The sequence below is a fragment of the Arenibacter sp. ARW7G5Y1 genome (assembly GCF_003201775.1).
GTDB lineage: Bacteria > Bacteroidota > Bacteroidia > Flavobacteriales > Flavobacteriaceae > Arenibacter.
Window position 1 is genome coordinate 79,116 of sequence record NZ_QJJZ01000015.1, and the last position, 25,468, is coordinate 104,583.

Annotated in this window: 24 protein-coding genes and 1 riboswitch; of the genes, 13 read left to right on the top strand and 11 right to left on the bottom strand. The window is 38.9% G+C overall.

Translation table 11 applies throughout. The features are described 5' to 3' along the window. The first annotated feature begins 66 nt into the window (after positions 1 to 66). The 8 genes from C7972_RS18840 (at position 67) to C7972_RS18880 (ending at position 6,454) form a co-directional block, all read left to right on the top strand. Complete coding sequence (locus C7972_RS18840; RefSeq protein WP_110357723.1) at positions 67 to 924, top strand: sugar phosphate isomerase/epimerase; 858 nt, start codon at positions 67 to 69, stop codon at positions 922 to 924. A 12-nt stretch (positions 925 to 936) separates the two neighbouring features. Next, positions 937 to 2,070 (top strand): Gfo/Idh/MocA family protein, encoded by a 1,134-nt coding sequence (locus C7972_RS18845; RefSeq protein ID WP_110357724.1) that lies wholly within the window; start codon positions 937 to 939, stop codon positions 2,068 to 2,070. A 692-nt stretch (positions 2,071 to 2,762) separates the two neighbouring features. Continuing rightward, a complete protein-coding gene (locus C7972_RS18855; protein ID WP_110357726.1) occupies positions 2,763 to 3,065 on the top strand; it encodes a hypothetical protein in 303 nt (100 codons plus the stop codon). 6 nt (positions 3,066 to 3,071) lie between these two features. After that, positions 3,072 to 4,409 (top strand): 2TM domain-containing protein, encoded by a 1,338-nt coding sequence (locus C7972_RS18860; RefSeq protein ID WP_110357727.1) that lies wholly within the window; start codon positions 3,072 to 3,074, stop codon positions 4,407 to 4,409. A 90-nt stretch (positions 4,410 to 4,499) separates the two neighbouring features. Beyond that, entirely contained in the window at positions 4,500 to 4,802 is a 303-nt protein-coding gene (locus C7972_RS18865) for a 2TM domain-containing protein (protein ID WP_110357728.1), read from the top strand. Further along, complete coding sequence (locus tag C7972_RS18870) at positions 4,793 to 5,131, top strand: 2TM domain-containing protein (RefSeq protein WP_258364895.1); 339 nt, start codon at positions 4,793 to 4,795, stop codon at positions 5,129 to 5,131. Before C7972_RS18865 ends, C7972_RS18870 begins: the two co-directional genes overlap by 10 nt. Further along, positions 5,131 to 5,436: a 2TM domain-containing protein gene (locus C7972_RS18875; RefSeq protein ID WP_110357729.1), complete on the top strand. Its 306-nt coding sequence runs from the start codon at positions 5,131 to 5,133 to the stop codon at positions 5,434 to 5,436. Before C7972_RS18870 ends, C7972_RS18875 begins: the two co-directional genes overlap by 1 nt. Positions 5,437 to 5,698: 262 nt before the next feature. Then, complete coding sequence (locus C7972_RS18880; protein ID WP_110357730.1) at positions 5,699 to 6,454, top strand: LytTR family DNA-binding domain-containing protein; 756 nt, start codon at positions 5,699 to 5,701, stop codon at positions 6,452 to 6,454. Positions 6,455 to 6,545: 91 nt separating this feature from the next. On the opposite strand, the gene C7972_RS18885 is transcribed toward C7972_RS18880, so the two are convergent. From C7972_RS18885 to gndA, 3 genes are all read right to left on the bottom strand, one after another. Then, positions 6,546 to 7,733 (bottom strand): LETM1-related biofilm-associated protein, encoded by a 1,188-nt coding sequence (locus C7972_RS18885; protein WP_110357731.1) that lies wholly within the window; start codon positions 7,731 to 7,733, stop codon positions 6,546 to 6,548. 412 nt (positions 7,734 to 8,145) lie between these two features. Beyond that, positions 8,146 to 8,427 (bottom strand): hypothetical protein, encoded by a 282-nt coding sequence (locus tag C7972_RS18890; RefSeq protein WP_110357732.1) that lies wholly within the window; start codon positions 8,425 to 8,427, stop codon positions 8,146 to 8,148. Between the two features lie 79 nt (positions 8,428 to 8,506). Continuing rightward, positions 8,507 to 9,913: an NADP-dependent phosphogluconate dehydrogenase gene (gene gndA / locus C7972_RS18895; protein WP_110357733.1), complete on the bottom strand. Its 1,407-nt coding sequence runs from the start codon at positions 9,911 to 9,913 to the stop codon at positions 8,507 to 8,509. Positions 9,914 to 10,102: 189 nt separating this feature from the next. Between gndA and zwf the strand changes: the two genes are divergently transcribed. Beyond that, on the top strand, positions 10,103 to 11,635 hold the full coding sequence (zwf, locus tag C7972_RS18900; protein WP_110357734.1) for a glucose-6-phosphate dehydrogenase: 1,533 nt from the start codon (positions 10,103 to 10,105) through the stop codon (positions 11,633 to 11,635). A 25-nt stretch (positions 11,636 to 11,660) separates the two neighbouring features. Next, positions 11,661 to 12,371: a 6-phosphogluconolactonase gene (gene pgl / locus C7972_RS18905; RefSeq protein WP_110357735.1), complete on the top strand. Its 711-nt coding sequence runs from the start codon at positions 11,661 to 11,663 to the stop codon at positions 12,369 to 12,371. Here pgl and C7972_RS18910 read toward each other — a convergent pair. From C7972_RS18910 to C7972_RS18925, 4 genes are read right to left on the bottom strand one after another with little or no spacing between them, the layout of a single operon-like run. Beyond that, positions 12,368 to 12,919 (bottom strand): acyl-CoA thioesterase, encoded by a 552-nt coding sequence (locus C7972_RS18910; protein ID WP_110357736.1) that lies wholly within the window; start codon positions 12,917 to 12,919, stop codon positions 12,368 to 12,370. The genes pgl and C7972_RS18910 overlap by 4 nt on opposite strands. 5 nt (positions 12,920 to 12,924) lie before the next feature. Continuing rightward, positions 12,925 to 13,281 (bottom strand): 6-phosphogluconate dehydrogenase, encoded by a 357-nt coding sequence (locus tag C7972_RS18915; protein ID WP_110357737.1) that lies wholly within the window; start codon positions 13,279 to 13,281, stop codon positions 12,925 to 12,927. 18 nt (positions 13,282 to 13,299) lie between these two features. Beyond that, entirely contained in the window at positions 13,300 to 14,649 is a 1,350-nt protein-coding gene (rmuC, locus tag C7972_RS18920) for a DNA recombination protein RmuC (protein ID WP_110357738.1), read from the bottom strand. Between the two features lie 48 nt (positions 14,650 to 14,697). Continuing rightward, complete coding sequence (locus C7972_RS18925; RefSeq protein ID WP_110357739.1) at positions 14,698 to 16,215, bottom strand: reverse transcriptase/maturase family protein; 1,518 nt, start codon at positions 16,213 to 16,215, stop codon at positions 14,698 to 14,700. 468 nt (positions 16,216 to 16,683) lie between these two features. Between C7972_RS18925 and C7972_RS18930 the strand changes: the two genes are divergently transcribed. Next, entirely contained in the window at positions 16,684 to 17,358 is a 675-nt protein-coding gene (locus C7972_RS18930; RefSeq protein ID WP_110357740.1) for a hypothetical protein, read from the top strand. Between the two features lie 3 nt (positions 17,359 to 17,361). On the opposite strand, the gene C7972_RS18935 is transcribed toward C7972_RS18930, so the two are convergent. The 3 genes from C7972_RS18935 to C7972_RS18945 all read right to left on the bottom strand — a co-directional run bounded on the left by C7972_RS18935 (position 17,362) and on the right by C7972_RS18945 (position 20,434). After that, positions 17,362 to 18,168, bottom strand: coding sequence for an ABC transporter ATP-binding protein (locus tag C7972_RS18935; protein WP_309148936.1), 807 nt, complete (start codon positions 18,166 to 18,168; stop codon positions 17,362 to 17,364). An 88-nt stretch (positions 18,169 to 18,256) separates the two neighbouring features. Beyond that, the gene (locus C7972_RS18940) at positions 18,257 to 19,237 is read right to left on the bottom strand and encodes an iron ABC transporter permease (protein ID WP_110357742.1); all 981 of its coding nucleotides are present in this window, start codon (positions 19,235 to 19,237) and stop codon (positions 18,257 to 18,259) included. 51 nt (positions 19,238 to 19,288) lie between these two features. Beyond that, positions 19,289 to 20,434 (bottom strand): ABC transporter substrate-binding protein, encoded by a 1,146-nt coding sequence (locus C7972_RS18945; protein WP_110357743.1) that lies wholly within the window; start codon positions 20,432 to 20,434, stop codon positions 19,289 to 19,291. Positions 20,435 to 20,691: 257 nt separating this feature from the next. Next, positions 20,692 to 20,908, top strand: a riboswitch (cobalamin riboswitch). A gap of 33 nt (positions 20,909 to 20,941) precedes the next feature. Between C7972_RS18945 and C7972_RS18950 the strand changes: the two genes are divergently transcribed. Both C7972_RS18950 and C7972_RS18955 read left to right on the top strand, forming a co-directional pair. Beyond that, on the top strand, positions 20,942 to 22,786 hold the full coding sequence (locus tag C7972_RS18950) for a TonB-dependent receptor (protein WP_110357744.1): 1,845 nt from the start codon (positions 20,942 to 20,944) through the stop codon (positions 22,784 to 22,786). Positions 22,787 to 22,800: 14 nt separating this feature from the next. Then, positions 22,801 to 23,856: a YncE family protein gene (locus tag C7972_RS18955; protein ID WP_110357745.1), complete on the top strand. Its 1,056-nt coding sequence runs from the start codon at positions 22,801 to 22,803 to the stop codon at positions 23,854 to 23,856. Between the two features lie 114 nt (positions 23,857 to 23,970). On the opposite strand, the gene C7972_RS18960 is transcribed toward C7972_RS18955, so the two are convergent. Further along, positions 23,971 to 25,443 (bottom strand): S41 family peptidase, encoded by a 1,473-nt coding sequence (locus C7972_RS18960; protein ID WP_110357746.1) that lies wholly within the window; start codon positions 25,441 to 25,443, stop codon positions 23,971 to 23,973. Positions 25,444 to 25,468 lie beyond the last annotated feature (25 nt).

The following is a 25,468-nucleotide window of genomic DNA, read 5'->3' on the forward strand; positions in this document are numbered from 1 at the left end:
ATTATTTATAGTAAATAGTTGTAGAATAATTTATTGCAATACTTTGTTTAAAGTAAAACTTGTATAATGATCAGCGATATAAAATACGGTGTAAGTACCTGGCTTTGGGAATCACCTTTTAATACCAAATCCGTAGCCTTGTTTCCAAAAATTAAAAAGATGGGGTTCGATTTGGTGGAAATACCAGTGGAGGATCCTGAATTGATAGATGGACAGGCTATAAAAAGGGCATTGGATGACAATGGGTTGCAAGCAATCGTTTGTGGTGCCTTTGGCCCAGCAAAAGATCTGACCCATAAGGATACGGCAGTTCATCAAAACTGCTTCAATTACATAGAACAGTGTTTTCAATTGTGTAATTTGTGGGGGGTGGATTTTTTGGCAGGTCCTATGTATGCAGCTGTGGGCAAGGCAAGAATGCTTCCTGGGGAAGAACGGAAACAGGAATGGGACCTAGCGGTACGCAATGTATCCAAGGTTTGCACAATGGCTCAGGATTACGGGGTCTCCGTTGCCTTGGAACCATTAAACCGTTTTGAGTCCGACTTAGTCAACACTGCGGAGGATGTAATGCGTTTTATTGGAGATGTTAACCATAAATGTGCTAAAGTTTTACTTGATGGTTTTCACATGACTATTGAGGAAGGTAATATTGCCGAAGCTATAAAGTTGGTAGGCGATAAATTGCTTCATGTGCAGGTTTCGGAGAACCATAGGGGAGTTCCTGGGACTGGATTGACCCCTTGGACCGATTTTGCCGAAGGGTTGAAGGCCATCGAGTATAAAGGGGCAATCGTCATTGAAAGTTTCACCCCGGAGATCAAAGAGTTGGCTGGAGCCGTGTGCATTTGGAAAAATATGGCGAAGAGTCAGGACGAATTCGCCTCACAGGGAATTGATTTTTTAAAAAGGACATTTAATTAAATATAACATAAGATGAGTAGTAAGAAAGTAAACATCGCCATAGTAGGTCTAGGGTTTGGTGCGGAATTTATTCCAATCTATCAAAAGCATCCAAACGCTAATTTGATAGCTATATCGCAACGGAATCCAGATAAGCTAAAAGCACTGGCAGATGCGTTCAATATCGAAAAAAGATATACTTCCTATGATGAATTGTTGCTGGATCCGGAAATAGATGCCGTGCATATCAATACGCCTATTCCCGATCATGGAATACAATCCATAAAAGCGTTAAGGGCAGGTAAGCATGTAGCATGTACCGTGCCTATGGCAACTACTGTAGAGGAATGTGAGGAAATTGTTCGTCTAACACAGGAAACTGGCCTCACCTATATGATGATGGAAACCGTAGTCTATGCTAGGGAGTTTCTATTTATGAAGGAATTATTTGACCATGGAGAATTGGGTAAAATACAATTTCTTAAAGCCAGTCATCAGCAGGATATGGACGGCTGGCCGAACTACTGGCCCGGTTTGCCACCTATGCATTACGCAACGCATTGCGTAGGCCCTGTTCTAGCCCTTACAAGAGGGGAGGCCGAGTACGTTTCCTGTTTTGGGTCAGGAACCATACGCGAGGAGTTGATACCGCACTACAACTCTCCGTTTGCAGTGGAAACTACACATATTAAATTTCGAAATTCGGATTTAAGCGCACAGGTGTATCGTTCATTGTTTGATGTGGCCAGGCAGTACAGGGAAAGCTTTGAGGTCTATGGTTCAAAAAAATCGGTGGAATGGCCATTGATTGAGGGGAAACCTCTAGTGGTACATACGGCCAAGAAGCCGGAGCCTGAAATTCCGGAAGAAGTGGAAAGTCCGGATTTCGCAAAATTGTTACCTGAAGAGATACAACATTTTACTACCCAGGGAGTGTATGATTCCGATGAGCACCAACACCTGTCGTTTACACAAGGGGCGGGTCACGGAGGGTCCCATCCGCACTTGGTGCACGAATTTGTAAATGCACTTGTTCTGGAAAAAGCTCCTTACCCCAATGCCCAGCAGTCTGCCAATATTACATGTGTTGGGATTCTGGCGCATGAGTCGGCACTTAAGGGTGGCGAGATTATTAGACTTCCCGATTTTACCTTTTCTGCTAAATAGTTTAATTATAATTTTTTAAAGGTTATAACGTAAAGTGAAATTTTAAGCCATCCGGAGTGTAGTGTGGAATATGGCTATGAGTGGTTGTAAATATGGACTGAGTCAATATTTTATGATAAAAAGCACCCCTCGCATTAAAATATTTGCTAAATTTAGTATTCATAAGTAAGACTTAAAGAATAAGTTATTTGGTAAAAAAACCTATTTTTTAACTTTTAAAAGAGGACGTAGGGGTGCGTCCTCTTTTTATTTGATAGGATTCCACTTTTGCAGAACAATTCTGAAACAAAAAATTCCAGGCTAAACTCTTCAACTTTCAAATGGGGTGTATAATTGATGAAATCTTTACCTAAGGTATTTTTGCAAACAAACAGTTTGCATGTGTACTTTGTCAGGGCATGCTTGGAATCGGGTTTACGATTTGAGTTAATTTTTTTTCAAAAAAGGGTGTTTCGTAGGGGAATAAATGTTAATTTTATAATTCATAAGTTAAGACTTGAAAAATACGTTTTGCAAAACGAAACTATTTTTTAAAACTTCAAAAGAGGACGTAGGGGTGCGTCCTCTTTTATGTTTGTGGTAATACTATCTTCAATCCATCCCGTGAAATCTACAATTCGGTAGAACCTATTTTCTATCCACTTTTTTTTAAATCACATTTGTCCAGTGAAAAACTTACGAAAGAATTAGCTATGCATAAAGTCATATTGATAATTTTAGCGACCGTCGTCAATGAATTGGTGGCGGCCCATAGTGAAAGTAAATTGGTAGATAACTCTATTTTTTACATTATGGATCAATACAGTAGACAATCTAAAAAGGTGTCAAAAACATTTGTACCGGCAACTTTGTATTCTGAAAATGGTCTCCTTTATATTCCAGTGGATAATGAACCTTCGTGGGAACTTTTTCCTAACTTTAAGCCAAGAGGGATCCATTGTGTCAATAACGCTAAGTTGAATTTACAGGGTTTTAATATGGTGGATTACAAATAAGGCTGGATGATACGATTCATTAAACATTTGGGGAATGCACTTTTTGTAGGGACTTTATTATATTTTGTTTTTCTCGCCGTTTTCTTTTTTATGGGGAAATTTAACGAAGGCTTTAATGTACAGAGGGCTCTTCAAGAGTACGGCACCAATATGATTTTTACGGTAATCCTTTATTTGGTGAATGCGTATTGGATTCAATTTCTTATAATAAAATATGATCAGCAAATGTACAGGGGGAGACACTTGTTGATTGGATTCTCTGGTAATATTGCGTTCTCTTTGGCGGGTATATTCGTTTCCCGTGTAATCCTTAAGGTAGTAATTGGGAAAATGCCTATTTCGGATTTTTTGGTAAATGAGGAGCCTGGGCACTACAAAATATCGTTATTGTTGGCTGTTTTAATTTCCGCATTGTTTTATTTGGCTTGGTTTTTTAAACATCGGCAAGAGAACAAGGTTAAGGAGCAGAAAATAATTGCAGGTACGGCCTCTGCCAAGTTTGATGCTCTAAAGAACCAGTTGGATCCACACTTCCTGTTCAATAGTTTAAATGTGCTTACCAGTTTAATTGAGGAGGATCCCCTACAGGCGCAAAAATTTACAACCTCCCTTTCCAAGGTGTACCGATATGTTCTGGAGCAGAAGAACAAGGATTTGGTAACCGTAGATGAAGAGCTTGCCTTTGCCGAGACTTATGTGAGGTTGTTGAAAATGAGATTTGAGGATAGTATAGTGTTTGATATCCCTGGGAAGTGCAGTGATACTGCGGCAAAAATAGTTCCCCTGTCCCTACAGCTCCTATTGGAAAACGCAGTTAAACACAACGTGGTAACGGTTGAAAGGCCCTTGCGGATACGTGTCTATGAGGAGGGTGGAATGCTCTGTATATCTAATAATCTGCAGGAGAAGCAGGTTGTTGGAAAGAGTAGTGGGGTTGGACTCAGGAATATACGGGAACGGTACCAGATTTTATCCATTAAGAGGGTTCAAATTGAAAAATCTGCTTCGGAATTTACGGTCAAGCTCCCGATACTTATGGAAAGAATAGGGGTTAAGGAAATGCATGAATCTTTTTTGGAGGATAAACGCTATCTGAAAGCCAAGGAACAAGTAGAAGCTATAAAGGGCTTTTACGGTAATCTAATATCCTATTGCTTGGTACTGCCCATCTTGATTATAGTCAATTATAGCACCACAAGTTTTCCGTGGGTGCTCTTTCCTGCGGTAGGGTGGGGATTTGGGGTGGTGGTCCATGGTATGGAGGTCTTTGGTTATAATCCGCTATTGGGGAAAGGCTGGGAGGAAAGGAAAATTAAAAAGTATATGGAGGATGAAAATTTTTAGGGTTACGGTCCATCCTATAAAATCAACATTTCATTAGTTTGTTTTTGAAAAAACAAGGGCGGGCCGCTAATTTTGAATTAAAAATAAATCATGGAAAATTTAGAAAAAGAGAACAAGTATTTCAGGGCCAAAGAAAGGGTTGGGGCAATTAAAAAGTTCTATATGAGTCTAATGTCCTATTCTGTTTTTATAGGGTTTCTAGCGGCCCTTAACTACTGGGTCGATCAATGGCGGCACCCTTGGTTTCTGTGGGCGGCATTTGGCTGGGGGATTGGGTTGGTATTTCATGCAATAAAAGTATTTGGTCTGGACTCTTTCTTCGGAAAGAATTGGGAGGAAAGGAAAATTAAGGAGTATATGAAGGAGGATGATAGGAAAAACAGATGGGAATAATGGATTTTGATAGGGAGAATAAATTGGAGCGCGCCAAAAAACAGGTGGCAGAATTGAAGGGGTTTTATGTTCACCTTGTGGTGTATCTCGCTGTAAACGTATTTATTACAACAGCCAAGATTATTGGTGATAAAAACAATGGCGATACCATGCTGGAGGCGTTTTGGGATTTTGGAACTTTTGCGGTTTGGTTGTTTTGGGGGGTAGGCTTATTGTTTCATGGTTTAAATGTCTTTTCGTATAATCCATTTTTCAACAAAGAGTGGGAAGAAAGGCAGATCCAAAGGTATATGGAGAAAGAGAAACAGGAATCCAAAAAATACAGGTAATGGAGGGTTTTCGTAGTGCCAAGGAATTATATGCTAGGAAAAAAGTGAAATTGATTAAAGAGTTTTATTGGTTTGTAGGGACGGTTTGCCTTATTACTTTGGGGAGTCTGGGTGTTGTCTATTTTTTATCCAGTAAAAATGCTTCAAGCACAGTTATCTGGATTTTTGCTGTGGTACCTGTTGCCACCTGGATCATTGTGTTTGTGGAGTACCTTAGAATCTTTGGTGCTGGGTTGGATTTCGTAAAAAGATGGGAAGGGAAGCAGATAAAAAAAATCATGCAAAAAACTGGGAGGGAAACTTAAAAGTGCAACCAATGGAAATGGATAAACATGCGCTGGAAGGGTGTATTAAGTGCGGAAAGTAAGCGGATGTTCTTTGGCCATTATATACAAATAGTGATTTATCCGGTTCTTTGGGGGGTAGTCCCCTTGGTGGCCGGAATTTTACTTTCTTAAATTGGAACCTGAATTTTCCCAAGACATTGGTAAGAGTGGCCAAGTGGAAATTACATAGAAGGATAAGGGGATTTCGGGGGCGTCGAATAAAAACCAAGCAAGCCATAAAATGAATGCAATCATTATTGAAGATGAAAAACCTGCCGCCAGAAGGTTGGGGCGATTATTGACCAATTTAAAGGTAGGGGTGTCCACTATGCTCTATTCTGTAGAGGAAGCCATTGTATGGTTTCGGGAAAATGAACATCCCGATTTGATCTTTTTGGATATCCAGCTTTCGGATGGATTGTCCTTTGAGATTTTCGAAGCTGTTGATATACGAAGTTCGGTAATTTTTACTACGGCATATGATGAATATGCGCTACAGGCATTTAAGTTGAATAGCATTGATTATTTGTTGAAACCCATAGATGATGAAGAGCTGGAAATGGCCGTAAAAAAGTACCTCACTTTTAGGCCTGAAAAACAAAAAATGTCACTCGATTTTGAAGATGTAAAAAAATTGTTGGTAAATCCTGTGGAGCGGGAATACAAAAAGAGGTTTACGGTTAGTGTGGGGCAACATCTTAAAATTATCAATGCGGAGGATATCGAATGTTTTTACAGCGAAAACAAAGGTACCTATGCATCCACAATTGAGGGGAGAAATTATCTACTGGACCATACCTTGGAAAACTTGGAATCGGAACTTCATCCCAAATACTTTTTTCGGGTAAGTAGAAAATTCTACGTGAATATAAATCATATCAAAGACATTGTTTATTATACCAATTCCAGGTTGGAAATTAAATTAAACCGCTTCAATGGGGCCGAAATCATAGTAAGTAGGGAGAGGGTAAAAGACTTTAAGTTATGGTTGGAGTAATGGTATATAATATATTGATTTTATTATAGTTATATTGTTAAAATATATGCTATAGGTTTTTCTTATAGTAGTGGTTTTGGGTAATTTTGGGCTATTCTTCAACTCTGTTGTCGTCAAAAGAGGAAGGTAGTAATTTTGGAATTAATTTAATGAATATAGGTAATAAAACTGCTCCACCAGGAAGTATGAAAATCGCTAGCGAAGGAATGCTTTTAAAAATATCCAGGAGTTGATTTTGCACTTTTTTCTTCTCTTCAGGACTAAGGTCCTTCACTGTTGATTTGGATAATAAGGTAACCAGTTCCTTGCTTTCCGAAAGTTCCTTTTGTAGACGTTTGCTGTTTCTGAGAATAAGTTTGTTTACAATTTTGGACATGCTATCGTAAAATTGGACAGCCAAATTGTGATCTTTTAGATGGGGTATTTTGTCGGTATTTAATTGAAAAAATCCAGTAACATCCTGCAGCGATTTTCCTATTTCATTTTGGTCAAAACCAAGGTCCCTTCCCAGGCCAAAAATAAAGTCGGATTCGGTGTAATCCAATGACTGGTCTTCCCATACCGTTAAGCAGGCAACATCCAGAAAATACCTATTTTCCGAACGGGAATATTTGTTGACCAATTCATTTCTATAAGAGCCGTCAAAGTCCTGTTTTGCGCTTTCAATAAAAGTTAGGGAGGAGGCAAAAAGTTGCGCTAGTTTTTCATCATTTTTATTTTTCTCCTTGGAGTTTAGGGTGTGATATGTAATATTTATGGTGATATGTTCCAGACCCTGGGCATATTCTTTTATTGCGGTTTCACCTTCTAGATATCTTTTAAAGCTAAGAACGTCTATAAAAAGCAGCGAATTGGTTATGATGTTATTAAAGGTCTTGCTTATTACATTGTCCTCCAAGTAGATTCTCGAGTTTAAGAGGTTTTCCAGTTTGGAGGATGTTTTCTTTCCAGTAAGAAATTTGTTCAAAAATGAAATTCTGTTAATTCCCAAATCTTTATAGAACATAAAGATATGACCCAGGAAAGCCTCAAAATTGGGGTCGTTGTTTTTGAGCTTATAGGTAAAATAGAGCGCGGTTATTAAATTGATCTTGGCCTTTTCATCCTCGGACAGGGGAACCTCTTTAATGATAAAAGGAGGTATATCCAGATTGATCCCATAGACAAATCCAGTACTTTTTAGTAGGGAGTATAATTCTTCAAAAGAGTGGATATAGTCGTTGTTGTCCTTTACCAGATACCCAAACTTATCTATCCAACCAGTGGCAGAAGGATTCATAGATCCAAATTTTAATGGGTAAAATTAAATTAAAATATGGGACTTCATTCTTATTGCCACCGTTTTTTCGGTAAATGGTATTTTTAGGAATCAATATAAAACCCTCTTAGTATGTATTATTATTTTTTGCGGCCTTCTTGATTTGAGATTCTAAAAATATACCTTACGGCTTCGATAAAAATAAAAGCACGAATAACAGTTGTAAATGTCAGCAGGGGAAATATCAATTTAAAAGCCTCCTTCTTTTTGACGTTGAAAGTTGTGTCACCAAAATTTGGTGCTTACGGAAATTTTCTTTGGATTTTGAGTGGTGTTGGGTAATGGAAGGTAATTGAAAAAGGGATATGACCATTTCAGGGGAAATATAGGAAGCAGTCCTAGGCTGGGAAAGGTCACTTAAGCCTGTGCGTGTTTATTGGAAGAGAACAATAAGGGTTGCCACTAGTGTTAGGGCTACCATAAGAAAAATAAACATTTCCCTGTTGCGATCTTTTAGGGCCCGGTTTTTTATCCTATCCTTTATTTTTTTTAATTCTATTTCGGATACTTGCTTAAAGTTCAGTTTTGTAAGGGCAGGCGTGGAATCGGAATATATATTGTCCCTATTGCTTTCCTTAAACCGTGCCCGATTGGAAGGTTTAAGAGAGCGATTCTGATTCACTCTATTGTTCATGTCCTGAATACTTCCACTCATCTTAAATTTTTTGGGCTACTTTTAATTTGTATTAAAAATAGCCCAAAAAAATGTAAAAGCAAAGAATTATTTTATCAGGTTACTCCCATTCGGTATGGAAGATACCTTCCATATCTGTTCTTTCATATGTGTGCGATCCAAAGTGATCCCGTTGCGCCTGAATAAGGTTTAAGGGCAATCTTCCAGAGGTGTAGGCATCAAAATACGTCAGAGAGTTGGAAAGACCTGGTAATGGGATACCATTTTTTGCTCCATATGCAACAAGATTTCTCGTGGCCCCCACGGTAGACTGAACCTTGGGAACAAACTGGGGAGACAATAGTAGGTTGGGCAATTGTTTGTCCTTGGTAAAGGCCGCGGATATGTCTTCCAGCAAGCCAGCACGGATAATACATCCCGCTCTCCAAATTTTGGCTATTACGGAAAGATCCAGATCATAACCATATTCCTTGGAGGCGTCTGCGAGTTGATGGAGTCCCTGTGCGTATGTGGTTATAAAGGAAAAGTAAAGTGCTTCCTCTGCCCATTTTGCCATTTCATTTTTTTCCATGATAGCTGGCTCTGGCCTATTGTATAACTTATCGGCCAATACCCTTTCTTCTTTCAGGGCCGATATTTCCCTCATACTCACGGCTATATCTATGCTTGGGATGGGAATACCCAGGTCCATGGCATTTTGGGATGTCCATTTGCCAGTGCCCTTTTGTTTGGCCTTGTCCAAGATTTTGTCTACCAATCTGCCATCGCCCTTGTCATCATCCTGTTTAAAGATCTCGGCGGATATTTCTATTAAAAAGGATTGTAACCTTCCCTTGTTCCAGGAATCGAAAATGGCATGTAGTTCATCATTATTGTACTTACCTGCCTTTTTTAGAAGGTCGTAAATTTCGGAGGTAAGTTGCATTAGGCCGTACTCAATGCCATTATGCACCATTTTTACATAGTTACCGGCAGATTTAGGGCCCAGATAGGCAACGCAGGGTTCTCCTTTAAATTTGGCCGAAACCGCCTCGAAAATTGGTTGTACTTCCTTGTAGGCTTCTTTGTTTCCACCTGGCATTATGCTGGGACCTCGCCTAGCACCCTTAGCTCCTCCGGAAACGCCGGAACCAAAAAAGTGAATTCCTTTGCTCTGTAAATACGTCTCCCTGCGATCTGTATCGGTAAAAAAAGAATTTCCACCATCTATGATAAGGTCGTTTTTATCCAAATAAGGCAGTAGGCTCTCAATTACGGAGTCCACTATTTTACCAGCAGGCACTAAAAGCATTATTTTTCTAGGCTGTGATAAGGATTGTACGAAATGTTCGATATTTGTGGAGGCATTCACTCTTTTAGTGTCCTGTCCTTCCTCGATCAGTGCATTTACTTTTTCATCATCCAGATCGTATCCCATGGCCGAAAAGTTATTGTCCGCAACATTTAAAATAAAATTACGTCCCATTACGCCTAGGCCGATCAATCCAAAATCATATGTGTTTTCCATGTTTTTTCCTTAAAGTTATTTAACAAAATAAAGTGGCTTTTGTTAAGTGTCCTTGTTTATAAATGAATAAGCTAAATTAGTTTTATCTTCGCATGATAATTTAAAAATCAAAAATAATCAATTAAACGGTTTTTAGAACCAAAGTTTTAAATTCCCAACAAATTGAACAAAACTTCCAATAATTATAATATGAACAAAACAGCAAATCAAATGCTTGTTATTTTTGGGGCATCAGGAGATTTAACTGCTAGAAAGCTGGTTCCGGCTTTATTTAACTTGTACAAGGCAAAACAACTCCCTGAGAATTTTGTGGTATTGGGAGTAAGTAGGAGCAACATGACCGATGGTGAGTTTAGGAGGAAGGTCGTCCAGGAAAGCACTTACCTGAAGGAAAAGGTAAAGGATGCCTCCACAGATTTTATAGACACCTTTGCAGATAAGTTTTTTTATGAGGATCTTGGGGATGATTACGGTAAGGTATACAGTAAGTTGTCAACTAGAATATCGGACTTGGATGATAAATTCAGTACCGGGGGCAATTATATATTTTATCTGTCGACCCCACCCAGTCTTTATGAGCTAATTGCAAAAAATCTTTCCGAGCAAGGTTTAAATGACGAAACCAACGGCTGGAAGCGAATTATTGTTGAGAAGCCATTTGGTTATAGTTTGGAGACGGCCAAAGAACTAAATATTGGTTTGCAGACCTATTTCAAGGAATCCCAGATCTATAGAATTGACCATTATTTGGGTAAGGAAACGGTACAGAATTTATTGGTAACCCGTTTCTCCAATAGTATTTTTGAACCACTTTGGAACAGAAACTATATACACCATATAGAAATCACCAATGCCGAAAGTGTTGGTGTGGAAAAAAGGGGCGGGTATTATGATAAATCCGGTGCGCTTCGCGATATGTTCCAGAACCATTTATTGCAAATTGTCTCTTTAATAGTAATGGAACCACCAATAGATGCCAGTGCGCAGGAAATAAGGAACGAAAAAGTCAAGGCATTAAAATCATTGCGGATTATGCGCGATGAGGAAACCTTGTATAATAATACGGTAAGGGCACAATACTTGTCATCCGTAATAGACGGTAAAAAAGTAAAGGGGTATAGGGAAGAGGAAGGTGTTGATCCCAACTCCAAAACGGAGACCTATGCCGCCATTAAATTTTTCGTGGATAATTGGAGGTGGAAAGATGTCCCCTTCTATGTGCGCACCGCCAAAAGAATGCCTACCAAGGTAACAGAAGTGGTAATTCATTTTAAATCACCGCACCACCAAGTGTTCAAAAATTCTGATATGAACAACAAGGACAACCAGTTGATCATAAGGATTCAACCGGATGAAGGCATCCTTATTAAGTTTGGGGTGAAAGTTCCCGGGCAGGGCTTTACCGTAGAACGGGCCAATCTGGACTTTTACTATTCCAATCTGGCAGATAATAATGTAATGGATGCTTATGAAAGATTGTTGTTGGATGCCATGCAGGGAGATGCAACCCTTTACGCCAGAGCGGATGAAGTGGAAGCTGCATGGGAGTTTGTAGATCCCATATTGGACTACTGGAAGAATGGTTCGGATGTAAACATATATGGCTATTCTTCGGGAGTTTGGGGTCCAACCAATTCGGACCGTTTATTGGAAGGGGACCTAAAGTGGAGGAATCCGGGTGAAAACTTGGCCGATGACCCCGGTTTCTGTGTTATTAAGTAATTTTTAATCAAACAAAATATAATAGATGCATATTAATATATCCCCCACGAAAACGGAAGTTGCCAAAAACTTCTCCGATTATTTGGAAGCACTTATCACAGAGAATATTACAACCCATATCGCCTTGTCCGGGGGTAGTACGCCTAAGGTGGTCTTTGATTATATGGCAGAGCATTATAAGGAGGTGGATTGGTCTACGGTTCATTTGTATTGGGGAGATGAACGATGTGTTCCTCCTACCGATCCGGAAAGTAACTATAAAATGACGGTAGACCACTTGTTATCCAAGATCAATATTCCCAAAGATAATATTCACCGAGTGCATGGGGAAGATCTGCCGGAATTGGAGGCAGGAAGATATGGAAAGGTCTTGGAGGAGGAATTGCCCATAGTGGACAACATGCCTCAATTTGATTTGGTTATTCTCGGTATGGGCGATGACGGACATACAGCTTCTATTTTTCCACATGAAATAGGCCTTTGGGACTCCAAGAATAACTGCGAGGTAGCAATTCATCCAGATTCGGGACAAAGACGTATTACCATTACCGGGAAGCTAATAAACAATGCGAAGACGGTAGCATTTTTGGTGACGGGCAGCAGTAAGGCAGAAAAAGTTAGGGCCATAATTGCGAGGGAGGAAGGCCATGAGAGCTATCCCGCTTCTTTGGTAGCGCCTTCATCCGGGGAGTTAATTTGGTTCTTGGACGAGGAGGCCGCGGCCCAAATAAATTAGGAGGGGTCTAGATTTATTTTGACATTTTCATGGTCCAAATCCTTCAAGTAGTCATTCATTTTAAATTGGGACGATTCAAATTGACTGCTTCGAGACATTGATTGTTTTTTCCGTTGAATACTACGTGCAAACCTGCGAACGCCCTGTTCGTCTTCAATGATCAGACCGGGCACAGGAGTGCTTCGGCCCTCCGAATCCTTCGCTACCATAGTGAAATAGGAGGAATTACAATGTTTTCTTTTCCCAGTGGTTACGTTTTCGGATTCTACCCGGACACCTATGACCATGGAGGTACGTCCTGTATAATTTACGGAGGCCTTTAACGTAACTAATTCCCCAACTTCAATGGGGTTTAAAAAATCTACCTTGTTCACCGATGCTGTAACGCAATACTTTCTTGAGTGTTTTGAGGCACAGGCAAAGGCTATTTGATCCATTAGGTTTAATATGTGGCCACCGTGTACTTTTCCCCCAAAATTGGAATGGGACGGCAGCATTAATTGGGTTATGGAGACTCTGGATTGTCTGGCACTTTTAAATTCGTCCATGGTTTTTAATTTAAGTGGGGGGAGTTTTCCTTTTCTACGGAAGTGACAAAATATTTGGTATCTCCCAACCAAAAGAAGGTCCTGTAGCGCTCTATATAGGTTACTTTAACATAAGAACCTTGATATTCCTTCAGTTTGGCAATTACATCGTCCTTTAAAACCGAAAAGGAGAAAATCTGTGCTCCGGATATTCCTTGACTTATTTCACCCTCCCATGTTTTTATAAGCACTCCTTTACGGCTTATTTTGATAAGTTCTCCCGAGCGGATTCCTTCACTATAGGGAACAAAATATACAAATAAAAAATAGGCAGTCATAATTAGGACCAGGCCTAGCAAGGTAAATCCGAGTATTTTTTTCATACTTAATGTTTAAGTTAGCTAAAGTAAGGTTAAAGGTTCTTCATTCCCGTCATCATCATCCTCGGCTCTTTTCAGGAGAGAATCGGGAATGGATTTTTTTGCTTTGGCGCCCATTTTTTTTAATTTCTCTATACTGGTAATTATATTTCCCCTACCGTCGACCAATTTGTTCATAGCTCCCTTATATTCGGATTTTGCTTCATCCATTTTTTTGCCAACCTTCATCAAATCGCCAACAAAACCTTCAAACTTATCATATAAGGCTCCCGCCTGACGGGCAATTTCAATGGCATTGCGTTGCTGTTTTTCATTGTTCCACATGGTATCTATAGTCCGTAGGGTAGCCAATAGGGTGGAAGGGGTTACTATGATAATGTTCTGCTCAAAAGCTTTGTTGTACAGGTTGTTATCGTTGTTTATTGCAATGGCAAATGCAGGTTCTATGGGAACGAACATAAGTACAAAATCCGGACTCTCCATTTCATAAAGGTCCTCATATTTTTTTGCTGATAGCTGGTCCACATGCCTCCTGAGGGAATTGATATGATCTTTAAGGAATTTATCCTTTAGCTCATCCTCGGCATTTACATAACGTTCATAATCCGTAAGGGAGACCTTGGAATCTACGATCATCTTTTTGCCGTCGGGCAGGTTTATGATCACATCGGGTAGCACCCGACTTCCATCTTCTCGGGTAAAACTTTGTTGTACCGTATATTCACGATCCTTTTCCAAGCCCGACTTTTCCAGAACGCGTTCCAATACCAATTCGCCCCAATTGCCCTGCATCTTACTGTCCCCTTTTAGGGCCTTGGTAAGGTTTTCCGCCTCTTGGGTTATTTTAAGGTTTTGTGTTTGAAGATTGGCCAATTGTTCCTTGAGGGCGGAATGCATGCCTACACTTTCTTTTTGGCTGTCCTCCACCTTTTTCTCAAAAAGAATTATCTTCTCTTGTAGGGGGGTCAATATATTTTTAATGTTCTCCCTGTTCTGTTCCGTGAATTTGGTGCTCTTCTCGTCCAAAATTTTATTGGCCAGATTCTCGAATTCCTTGGTAAATTTTTCCTGTAATTTCTCTACCTCCCCTTTTTGTTCCCGATTTTTGAGGTCCAAATTTTCCATTTCTGCCTGATAACGGACTATTTTATTCCCCAATTGCTCCTTTTCGGATTGTAATTGCGCTTTCTGCTCCTCGGCATCGATAAGCCTCTGCTCCAAGGTGCTGAGGTTTGCTCTCAATTGTTGTTCGCGTTCCAAAAGGGCGCTTTGACTGGATTTTGTTTTTAGATTTTGGATATAATTCCCTAAGAAATATCCAATTGCCAGGCCAACTATGGCAAGGACTGCATATACTAGCAATTCATTCATGTTAATGATTTAATATAATATGTTAAAAGTAAATAAATAATAAGGAATTTATTCAGATAAAGTTTGGTTTGAGTTAGAGAAATCATATTTCAGTATGGTCTTTTGTAGAATTTTCCAATGATTTTTTACTTGTCTTTTTATCTCAGGTGCTTCTAGTTCTTCAGATGCCTTGTAGGCATATTTTAGGTAATTACCTCTGAATTTTCTCCAAAATGATTTAGTTATCGGTTGGCCATTTTTATATATTGTTCTTTTCGCAGGCAATTGTCTTGCTTTAACCCCCTTAAAAGTGAATAATCTATATAACTTTCTTTTATAAAGTGGAGCTTCATCTAAAAGATATTTTTCCTTGATACTTTCAACCCTTTTATGCTTTCGTTTAACAGTTTGCTTCATTTCCCTGTAAAAATTAGCCAGGTTCTTAGATTTGATTAAAGTTTGATAGCCATAGAATTCAAATCCTAAATAGTTTAGTGGTAAATTTTCTCGTAAAGCACCAGAATTAGTAATTCTAAAGGATTGCAGTCTATTTTTGTGGATTTTAAAAAGTGTTTTTTCAGTTTTTTCTAAGGATATTTTTAGTTCAAGTTTCTCAATTTCTTTTATTATATAATCTTTAACTAGTTTTATTTGATTCTCTTTACATAGAACGATAATATCATCTGAATATCTTCTGTAAAAAACATCATTTTTAATAGAAAGTACATTGATAATAGCCTCATCAAAGGATAACATATAAATGTTTGCAAGTAGGGCGCTAATGGGCAGGCCTTGCGGAATTCCGATAAGCTGTTTTCTGTTATTTTTATTTTGATTTTTATATATGGTAATGGAAGAATCTAAAAGATGTTCTATTTTTTCAAAGAAAGTATGCGTACCTGTCTTTTTATGTTTTGATAATTCTTTTTCATCAAAATGGCCTTTTTTAGTCTTTAGATCGTTCAGTTTTACATAAGAAAAACGTGTGGCAGATTTAAAAACATTAAAATGGTCTTTTGGTAAGGTTTTCTTTTTTAAAATTTTAGCCCAAGCTAATTTTAGCATTTGATGATTAAGAGTAGGGAAAAAGTTTTCAATGTCCAAAACCAATGAAACACAGTTTTCTCTTCGTCTTATTTCTTCAAAAACATCTTTGGCAAAATGGACGTTATTTTTAAATTTTAGATTATCATCTGACCTAATTTGTCGATAAGCGGTAATAGCCCCTGATAGCAATGGGCTTTTGTTAATATATTCTTCATACTTAGGGGTTAATATTTCCTGCGCATAATAAGAATAAATATGTGCATCGATATGTGTAGCATATAAAATTTTTCGAATTTTGACATTTGAAATTATTCTACCGTCTTTTAATTTTTTATGCGAGCGCTTTATTTCATTTTCGAAGTTAGATTCTTTGTATCGTCTTTGTTTAATTTCCTTAAAAATGAGAGGTAAGAAAGAATGTCTCGATACTTTATTCTGGTCCGAAACATAATGTTTGATTCTTATTCTTTTTGATCGCGGGGTCTTATTAGAAAAGTGAGGATACCCCCTGTCTTTAAACCAATCTTTTGTTTTCTTCATAATAAAAAAAGTAAGGGAAGTTCTCGCGCGTATTTATAACAAAATACAACGTAACGTCTCCAAAGACTGAACCATTAGCCGAATTCTCGACTCACGCTGAATCTGTACGTACCTTTGCCTTTAAATCTGGCGCAGGTGATAAATATAATCCTAACAGTTGTCCATATGATTGTAATAATCACATTAGCTTGGGGTAAGCCCCGAATGCTTATTAAACTTGTAGAAATAATACTTATGTTTCTTTCATTAAGCCTAGACCCAACGTTGGGGATTTGGTTAATGAAAGAAATTTACAACTTTCCTAATCTCCGTATTTATTATCCCTTTTAAATAGAAAAGGTCGGATTAAGCGATTAATCAATTGATTAATACGATAGCTCAACAAATGTTATATTTCTTTAACTAAAGAACTTCCTTACTTATTCGTAAATGTAAGATTTTATTCTATTTTTATAAAAAAAATCTAATATGTCAGCATTGTCAAATTTTGAGATTGGAGATATTGTAACATTAAAGACCCATCCTTTATTGAATAATGATGCAAAAAAAATTATAGAATTTCCAGCTCAAGTTCCTCCATTAATGTTGGTAAAGGAAGTTCTAATTGAAAGAAAAGAAAAGAAAAAGATATACAGTGATGAGATTGAAAATGCAAGGATATCTGACCTAGTGAAATATCTTTGCATATATTTTAATGGTAATAAAGGGGAGTTTGTAGAAGTAACACTTTATCATTCTTTATTAGAAAGTTACAAAAAGTTAAAATATTATAGAGAATTTGAAAAAGATAAAAAGGTAACAATTGAACTAGACGATCAGTTAATTCCTGAAGTTTTGAGGTACAGTTTAATTTCTGAATATGAATATGGAAAAGTAGTTCAGTTAAAGACTAAGAAACTGGAACAAAGAAAATCATATAGTGGAGCTGGTGAAAGAATCCCTGGCGCAACCTTTCAAACTCCGGATTTTTTGCTGACGGGAGTAAAAAATGAATCACAAACGGATTTATATTATCCGGATGGTAAGACAAAAAGAAAAATCACTAAACAACTGTATAAAATAATGTGGTTTAATAGCATTCAACAAAAATTTAGTGAATACTTCTTACCGAAGGAATTTTTAGTAGAAGGTTTAGAGATGTGATATTTACTTATTAACTCTAAAAGAACCCGTTTGTGCATCGAAAGTAATGGTGTCTATAGGGAACAGATTTTCAAAACTTTTCTTTTGTATCAATTCGCATGGAGATCCAAAGCTACTCTGGTTTTCTTTTAGTATCAATATTTTATCGCACAACTGAATCGCAATTTCAATTTCATGGGTAGTAAAGAGGATAGTCTTGTTGGTTTCGTGGGCAATGGTTTTGAGTAATTTTAGTATTTGTACCTTATGGTATAGGTCCAGATGCGTCGTAGGCTCATCCAGTAAAATTAGCTGGGTGTCCTGGGCTATGGCCCTGGCGATCATTACACGCTGCAATTGTCCGTCACTGAGTTCATAGCATTTTTTGGACTTTAATGCTGAAATACGGACCATGTCCAGGGCCATGGATATTTTGTCATTATCTTTTTTGGTAAGTGTTCCCAGCCAATTGGTGTATGGTTGTCTACCTAGACTGACCAGCTCCAACACCGTTAGGTTTTTGGAGGCGATGGGTTCTGTTAGTACCACACTAATTTCCGATGCCAGCTCTTGAATGGAATGATGTTCCAAGGACTCTTTGTTCAAAGTAATCTTGCCGGACAATTTGGGCTGTACATTGCCAAGTGTGCGCAATAAGGTTGATTTTCCAATCCCATTAACGCCAACTATGGAGGCGAGTTCTCCTTTAAATAGGGTAAAATTAATATCCCGGGCAATGCAGGATTGTTGCTTGCCGTTGGAATAACCTATGCTTAGGTTTTCCGTTTTAAGGGCAATATGTGGAGTAAAATTATCTATTTTTAGGTAAATTTTAGGTTGCTAAGTTATTGGTTTTTGCTGTTCTTTACGCTACTATTTTATTGAAGGTACTTTAGTACTGCCCAATATTGTCAAGAGATTAAAAAATCATTTTCCTTTTCCTTATTAACAGCCAAATAACGACAGGTGCACCAATAATGGATGTTATGGCGTTAATGGGTAAAACACTGGCCGAATTGGGCATTTGGGCAATGGTATCGCAGATGAGCATTAATATGGCACCGTAGACCAATACCGCCGGAACCAAAATTTTATGATCGGTGGTGTTGAAAATTTGTCGCGTCAAATGAGGCACGGCCAGGCCTATGAAGGCAATGGGCCCTGCGAAAGCAGTTACACCACCTGCCAAAAGACCCGTGGCTACAATTATGGAATACCGGGACCGCTTCATATTAACCCCCAAACTTTTGGCATAGCTTTCTCCCAGTAATAGGGCGTTCAAGGGTTTTATGGAAAAAATACTGATCAAAACACCGATCATTACAATCAACAACAGCAGTATCAGTTGGTTCCAGGATAAATCCCCGATACTTCCAAAAGACCAATATACATATTGCTGTAATTTTTCGGCGGTGGAGAAATAGGAGAGCACGCTCACCACGGCAGTAGTAATACTGCCGAACATGAGACCTATGATCAGTAAGGCCATGGTGTCCTTTACCCTTACGGCAACTACCATGACCGCCAATAGAACCATAAAGCTACCGATACTGGATGCCAAGGCCAAGGAAATGTCATTTACCATCCCCAGGGAAAATATTCCGGTGAATAGGGAGGATCCCAATATTAAGAGGGCCGCTCCTAAACTTGCTCCGGAGCTTATGCCCAGTACAAAGGGGCCGGCCAAGGGGTTTCTAAACAAGGTCTGCATCAATAACCCGCTCAAAGCCAAGCCACTCCCCACCAATATGGCGGTAAACGCTTTGGGAATTCGGTAGTTCCAAATAATATAGCTCCAAGAATCTACTTGGGTAGTTTTGCCAATTATTGATCTCAATGTTTCTTGAAAGGGAATGGAAACGGAGCCTAGGCTGATGTTCACTAAAAAACATACCACCATAACCAAAAACAGTAGGATAAAATAGATTCTATATGATTTTAGTTGCCGCACTTAATCCAGGGGTTTATAAAAGGTCGGAATATAGTTGGGAAGCAGCTCGGGGTGAAAAATATGGATTAGGTCTTTTAGTACCAAATCCGGTCTGTTGGGTGCCAGTTCAAAAAAGAGCAATCCCCCAGTTTCCCCTTTGGAATTGGCATAGGTGTACACCTTCTTATTGCTGAATGCATCAAACTGTGTATAATGAAGGTTGGCCTCCTTTAGTTCGGAATAACTGCCAAATTGTGAGGGGGAAATCCAGAAATCGGCATCCTTGGCCCGCTCTATTACGCTTTCCAAACTAAGGGAAAGGCTTCCGTTTGAATCGGTATTCTTCCATAAATATTCCGCATTGGCATCTTCTATAAATTTGGAGGCCCAACTCTTTCCACCAGGCAAATACCATATATCCTTATATAAGGCTCCGCTTAATACCTTAGGCTTATCGGCTGTATTTTTAGCCATGGCCTTGGCATTGTTGTAATTATTCTCTATGGTTTTGAAAATACTATCGGCCTTTTGTTCCTTTTGAAAGAAGGGGGCAAAAAACTTTATCCATTCCGCTTTTCCCAATGGTGTTTCTTCGGTCCAATCGCCATTATAAACAACGGGAATATTAGACCTTTGAATGGTCTCATAAGCTTTATTTGTACGGTTAATGCTAAAACCAATCACTACTTCGGGATTTAAGGCAATCACCATTTCGGAATTTAAGGATTCATTGTTGCCCAATTCCTGCACCAATCCCTCATTTATACGTTTTCTGGTTTTCGAGGAAGATACGTATTCCGTATCTGGAAACCCTGTCAATTTATCAGCTTCTTCCAATGCCTCCAGAGCCGGTATATGTGTAGTGGAGGTAACTACCATTTTTTTTATCGGCACCCCTATTATGGCGCTATATTCATCCCTGTTCAGTGTTATTGTCGGTAATTTTTCCTTAGGCACCAGGGCATAGGTGAAACTATCTTCAGATTCGGGCCAAGGAGAACTTACTGTAATAATAGTTACCCCGGACGATGTTCTTTCAATGGTAAAACCTTGGGCATAATCTATGTTTGTGGACTGTGATAAAACAGAGCTGGAAACAGCCTCCTTTTTAGACTGTTTGCAAGAACAAATGCATATAAAAAGTAGAAAAAAAATGGCTTTTCTCAAAAGTCTAAGGGTTTGTTTAAGAATTCAAAAGTAGTATTAATTTCTTGAATCAAAATTTCTTAAAGGCTAACAATGGTCATAATTTATTGTTGCCAGAGTATTTATTTTTGGGCAAATAAAAATTATGAGAGGAGAGTCCAACACCTTAATATATATTATTGCCGCCGTCATAGTCTTGCATTTTATTGTAGGTTTCATTTGGTTGGCCTATAAATTAAACAAAAAAAAGGACGGTGGTACATCCAAAAAAAAGTAGTAGTTTCGCAATGAATTTTGGTTTCTATTCCCAAATGTATAGGGGATAGGATTAAAAGGGAATTCGGTGAAACTCCGGAACTGTTCCCGCAACTGTGAGCTTAATCCATATTGTATGGATGGCTATCATTTCTTCAAATACCACTGCCCTATAATACGGGTGGGAAGGTAAATGATAGTACGCAAGTCAGGAGACCTGCCATATTCATCACTAAAATAGAATAGATCTTCGGGCAAAGGGTCTTCTTGGGTATGGAAAAAAAACAAATATTATTATTTTTTATAGGACTGTTGTCCATTGGGCAGATTTTTGGGCAAAAGGACAATGTAATTGTTTTGGACGAGGTGATTTTGAGCGATGCCAAACTGCTTCATTTTTCAAAAGGTACAAAAGTTAGCGTTGTAAGGGATTCCGTTCAGCAAAAAAGCGGAGCGACCTTAACGGATTTATTGCGGTATAATTCCAATATATATTTTAAGGAAAATGGCTATGGTATGGTCTCTTCAGCTTCATTTAGGGGCACCAATGCCCAACAAACTGCTGTTGTTTGGAACGGTATAAATATAAACTCCCAACTTACAGGTCAGACAGATTTCAATACCTTGATTCCAGGGAATTACGGGGATGTTGTGGTAAGAAGTGGAGGAGGTTCTGTCCAATACGGGAGTGGAGCGGTAGGGGGAACGATACTATTAAATGATAGCTTTAAGTTTAATGACGGTTGGAAAAATAGTCTTAGGACAAGTTATGGCAGTTTTAATACCAGTCTGCTCGCTTTTAATACTTCCCTCGGTAAAGAAAAGACATCTTTTCAAATCGGAGTTAACCACATAGCTTCGGACAACGATTATAAGTTTTTGGGGACAGACAGAAGAAACGGGAATGGTGCGTACGATCAGCTGAACCTAAATGCCAATGTTGGCTTTATTTTGTCCGATCAACAAATTGTAAAAGTGTACCATAATACCTTTATTGGGGACCGGGATTTTTCTGGAACATTGACTGCCCCGGCCGATGAAAATTACAGGGATTTAAACCATAGGTCACTTGTAGAGCTGGGCAGCTTTAACGAAAAGAGGATAGCACGGTTAAAAGTAGGGCATTTATATGAGCGCTATCGCTATTTTCCCAATAAGGAACGAAAGGAGTTTAGCTATGGACAAGCCAATACCTTTCTTGCCAATTACGATTATAAATATCAGTTAAATAGGATTACGTTAAATGGCTTGATCGATCTCTCTACGATCAGGGCCAAAGGGACTTCCATTGAAAATGCCAATAGAGATTTTGTAGCCGGAACTTTTTTGTTGTCCCATGACCTTACGGATAGGTTCAACTATGGTGTAAACCTAAGAAAGGAAGTGGTAAGTGACTTTAAAAGTCCATTTCTTTTTTCTTTGAACAGTGGTTATGAAGTGTCTAAAAACTACCGCTTGACCATTAATATGTCTAAAAACCATAGAATACCCACCTTCAATGACCTTTATTGGACAGGCGCCGGGGCCAGTGGTAATTTAGAGGTCCTGCCGGAAGCCTCTTGGCAGTTGGAACTTGGGCAGAAACTTAGGTTGAAGAACATAACCTTATTATTAAATGCCTACAGTATAACAACCGATAATTTAATTCAATGGCGACCCAATGAACAAGGTATTTGGATGGCGATGAATGTCCAGGATGTGTCCCAATACGGATTGGAACTTGGTCTTGATTGGAAAAAAAAATGGGGAAACAATAATGTGGTCTGGGAGAGCGAATATTCCTTCACCAAATCTATCGATAATTCCACCGACCATCAATTGTTATATGTCCCAGAGCATATGTTGAGGTCAAATTTGGCCTATCAATACAAGAAGGTGGTAGCCTTTTGTCAGCTCTTGTACAACGGATCGGTTTATACAACTACAGACAATAGCGATAGTCTACCTTCATATACCCTTGGCAACCTAGGATTGGATTACCATGGACCGGATATTTCGGGAATCAAATTTATATTAGGAGTAAAGGTGAACAACATATTTAATAAAAGTTATCAGAACGTAGCCTATAGACCTATGCCCAATAGAAATTTTCAAATACAATTAATTACTAAATTTTAAAACAGTTTAAACCAATGAAGATTAGAAAAGTAGTTTTACCCCTATTGATTATCGGCCTTACCTGGTCATGCTCCAACGATGATGATGGGATTCAAGTGCCTATGGGCGATTACGCAGATGGAATTTTGATTTCCAACGAAGGCCCCTTTAGCAATGGAACCGGAACGGTCACTTTTATTTCCGAGGATCTGTCCGTAGTGAATCACGGAATTTATAATACAACGAATGATGAAGATCTGGGCAATGTTGTTCAGTCGATAGGGTTCACGGAGGATGAGGCGTTTATAGTGGCCAATGTTTCCAATAAAATAAATGTAGTAAATAGATTTACTTTTGAAAAAATAGCAAGTATTACCAACGGCTTGAACAACCCAAGGTATTTTATTGAGGCAAACGGCAAGGGGTATGTTACCAATTGGGGAGATACTGCAGATGAAACAGATGATTTCGTAGCCATTATCAATCTTCAAAATTACACTGTGGAAGGTACCATACCCGTAGTTTTGGGTCCTGAAGCTATTTTGGCAAAAGACAATACGGTGTATGTGGCCCATCAAGGTGCTTGGGGCCAGAATAATAAGATTTCGGTTATCAACACCACTTCCAATGAGGTGATAAAAACACTTACAGTAGGGGATGTGCCCAACTCTATGCAATTGGACACCTCTGGGAACTTATGGGTATTGGCTTCGGGTAAACCTGCCTATACGGAGGATGAAACTGAGGGGGTGCTATCAAAGATCAATACGGTCACCAATGAAGTGGAGGGCAATTTACCGTTTGAATCCACCCAACATCCCAATAGTTTGAATTTGGATGGAGGGGATCTGTACTATCATTTGGGGGATACCGTGTTTAAACAAAGTTTAACTTCAACCTCCTTGGGCATGGAAATGGTCTTGGAAGGCGTTAGTTTTTATAATATGGTCGTACATAATGGTAGGTTATATGGCACCGATGCAGGCGATTATGCCAGTAATGGTACACTAACAGTTTATGATGTAAGCACCACATTGGCTATAAAATCCATCACGGTGGGTATTGTTCCTGGGGGAATCTATTTCAATTAGGTGGTTTGGACCGATTTCCTATGGTAATGAAAACCCCTCTTTTATTTGGTATATGCCAAGTAAAAGAGGGGTTTCCGCTTTATGGTTGTTATGTGGAATAACTAGGTGAAAGGCCTATTGAAAGGAAATTTCAATAGGTTTGTCCAAATACATATTGTCCTTTATAGCTGTAAACATTTTGGAGTTGGAGATTTCATTTACCGGCATTTTTACGGTAAAATCCCTCTTGGCACTTGCACCGGTAATTTCTTGGATAGCCCTTGCAAAAAGAGGTTCATTTATATCCCCTAAAACGCCTAGGTCCGCAAGATCTTCCTTTAAAACAACGTCGGGGACCAAGCCTGAGGTATAGTCCGAAAACCCCTCGGAATTCTCGTTTCTCCCCATAAGGGGCTGCATGGCCCATCTATTGCCAGGGTTTATTTTATTTTCCCTGTCGGATCTGTAGATATAATCATTGTCTATATCATCTACCATGGTAACGGAAAATTCGTTCTTACCCCTCGTGGTTTCACCAATGTGAAAAACATCCACATAGGGTGCCAGTCCGTTCATGACCAATTCACTGGCCGATGCGGAACTTCCTGTGGCAAGAACATATACTTTGTTAAGGTTAAGACTGTTCAAGTCCGATCCCGAGTCTGTTTTATTGGCAAAATAGTCTTCCAATTGCTCTTGTTTAAGAAGGCCTTGTATTTTATCGTTCCATCTTTGTCTTACATATAATTCCTTCGTATTGGTGCCATAAACCATACTGGCCAATAATCTGGAGCTGTTTACCGAACCTCCGGGGTTGTACCGAAGGTCTAGCACCAATTCCGTAGCCCCTGCATTTTTAAACTCTCCGAAGACCGTATTTAGTTGTTCATCATAGCCACTGGTAAAACCGTTGTACATTAGGTAGGCAATTTTGGTTCCGTTGACCTCTACTGTCTTTGCTATTAGGATCGGGTTTTCTTGCAATCCTTCAGATTTGGTCAATGTTACTTCCCTGTCATTATCCGTAACGACAGTTCCGGAAATATCGGCCATACCAAGGGTGTAGCTATCGGAATTTCCAAAAAGAAGGCTTATGTAATTGGCATCGGTAAGTTGCACCCCATTCACCCGAGTAAATATATCCCCTCTGGCTATATCTTTGGTGGAGGCATTGGAGTTCGGAATTATGTACCTTACGTATCCAAAAAGATCGGTACTGCCCTCATTCCGCGCCAGTCCAAATTCAAGTCCATTACTTTTTGAAACACCACTCAGTGTATTTACAAGTGTTTCGTAATCATCTTCAACAAAGCTGAAACGATCAATAGCGGAACTACTGCCAACTACATTTGAGTGATTGTAACAGGTTTGGTAGAAGAATTCCTCTGGATCGGTATAGGATTCAAGATAGACCACATAGTCGTCATTGGTAGTGAATCTGTCATCACCTAAATTAGGAGCGTCCGCCTGCCAAAAATACCATTGATTTAAACCTTGCCACATAAAGTTCTGTACAGTTGACTCCTTTGGATAGACGAATGTATCATCATCCTTGTCCGAACAGGAAAAAACTATTGTAATTAAAAGTAGGCTGAAGATTTTTTTCATAGTATTAGTAATATTAATTCTGCCG

What these genes read in the sequence shown, in the direction of transcription:
- C7972_RS18890 (WP_110357732.1), bottom strand. Translation starts at nt 8,427, where the DNA reads ATGAGTGGAAGTATTCAGGACATGAACAATAGAGTGAATCAGAATCGC.
- C7972_RS18885 (WP_110357731.1), bottom strand. Translation starts at nt 7,733, where the DNA reads ATGAATCCTTCTGCCACTGGTTGGATAGATAAGTTTGGGTATCTGGTA.
- C7972_RS18925 (WP_110357739.1), bottom strand. Translation starts at nt 16,215, where the DNA reads ATGAAGAAAACAAAAGATTGGTTTAAAGACAGGGGGTATCCTCACTTT.
- gndA (WP_110357733.1), bottom strand. Translation starts at nt 9,913, where the DNA reads ATGGAAAACACATATGATTTTGGATTGATCGGCCTAGGCGTAATGGGA.
- rmuC (WP_110357738.1), bottom strand. Translation starts at nt 14,649, where the DNA reads ATGAATGAATTGCTAGTATATGCAGTCCTTGCCATAGTTGGCCTGGCA.
- C7972_RS18870 (WP_258364895.1), top strand. Translation starts at nt 4,793, where the DNA reads ATGGGAATAATGGATTTTGATAGGGAGAATAAATTGGAGCGCGCCAAA.
- C7972_RS18940 (WP_110357742.1), bottom strand. Translation starts at nt 19,237, where the DNA reads ATGGTGGTATGTTTTTTAGTGAACATCAGCCTAGGCTCCGTTTCCATT.
- C7972_RS18915 (WP_110357737.1), bottom strand. Translation starts at nt 13,281, where the DNA reads ATGAAAAAAATACTCGGATTTACCTTGCTAGGCCTGGTCCTAATTATG.
- zwf (WP_110357734.1), top strand. Translation starts at nt 10,103, where the DNA reads ATGAACAAAACAGCAAATCAAATGCTTGTTATTTTTGGGGCATCAGGA.
- C7972_RS18875 (WP_110357729.1), top strand. Translation starts at nt 5,131, where the DNA reads ATGGAGGGTTTTCGTAGTGCCAAGGAATTATATGCTAGGAAAAAAGTG.
- C7972_RS18930 (WP_110357740.1), top strand. Translation starts at nt 16,684, where the DNA reads ATGTCAGCATTGTCAAATTTTGAGATTGGAGATATTGTAACATTAAAG.
- C7972_RS18865 (WP_110357728.1), top strand. Translation starts at nt 4,500, where the DNA reads ATGGAAAATTTAGAAAAAGAGAACAAGTATTTCAGGGCCAAAGAAAGG.
- pgl (WP_110357735.1), top strand. Translation starts at nt 11,661, where the DNA reads ATGCATATTAATATATCCCCCACGAAAACGGAAGTTGCCAAAAACTTC.
- C7972_RS18960 (WP_110357746.1), bottom strand. Translation starts at nt 25,443, where the DNA reads ATGAAAAAAATCTTCAGCCTACTTTTAATTACAATAGTTTTTTCCTGT.
- C7972_RS18855 (WP_110357726.1), top strand. Translation starts at nt 2,763, where the DNA reads ATGCATAAAGTCATATTGATAATTTTAGCGACCGTCGTCAATGAATTG.
- C7972_RS18860 (WP_110357727.1), top strand. Translation starts at nt 3,072, where the DNA reads ATGATACGATTCATTAAACATTTGGGGAATGCACTTTTTGTAGGGACT.
- C7972_RS18950 (WP_110357744.1), top strand. Translation starts at nt 20,942, where the DNA reads ATGGAAAAAAAACAAATATTATTATTTTTTATAGGACTGTTGTCCATT.
- C7972_RS18845 (WP_110357724.1), top strand. Translation starts at nt 937, where the DNA reads ATGAGTAGTAAGAAAGTAAACATCGCCATAGTAGGTCTAGGGTTTGGT.
- C7972_RS18840 (WP_110357723.1), top strand. Translation starts at nt 67, where the DNA reads ATGATCAGCGATATAAAATACGGTGTAAGTACCTGGCTTTGGGAATCA.
- C7972_RS18910 (WP_110357736.1), bottom strand. Translation starts at nt 12,919, where the DNA reads ATGGACGAATTTAAAAGTGCCAGACAATCCAGAGTCTCCATAACCCAA.
- C7972_RS18880 (WP_110357730.1), top strand. Translation starts at nt 5,699, where the DNA reads ATGAATGCAATCATTATTGAAGATGAAAAACCTGCCGCCAGAAGGTTG.
- C7972_RS18955 (WP_110357745.1), top strand. Translation starts at nt 22,801, where the DNA reads ATGAAGATTAGAAAAGTAGTTTTACCCCTATTGATTATCGGCCTTACC.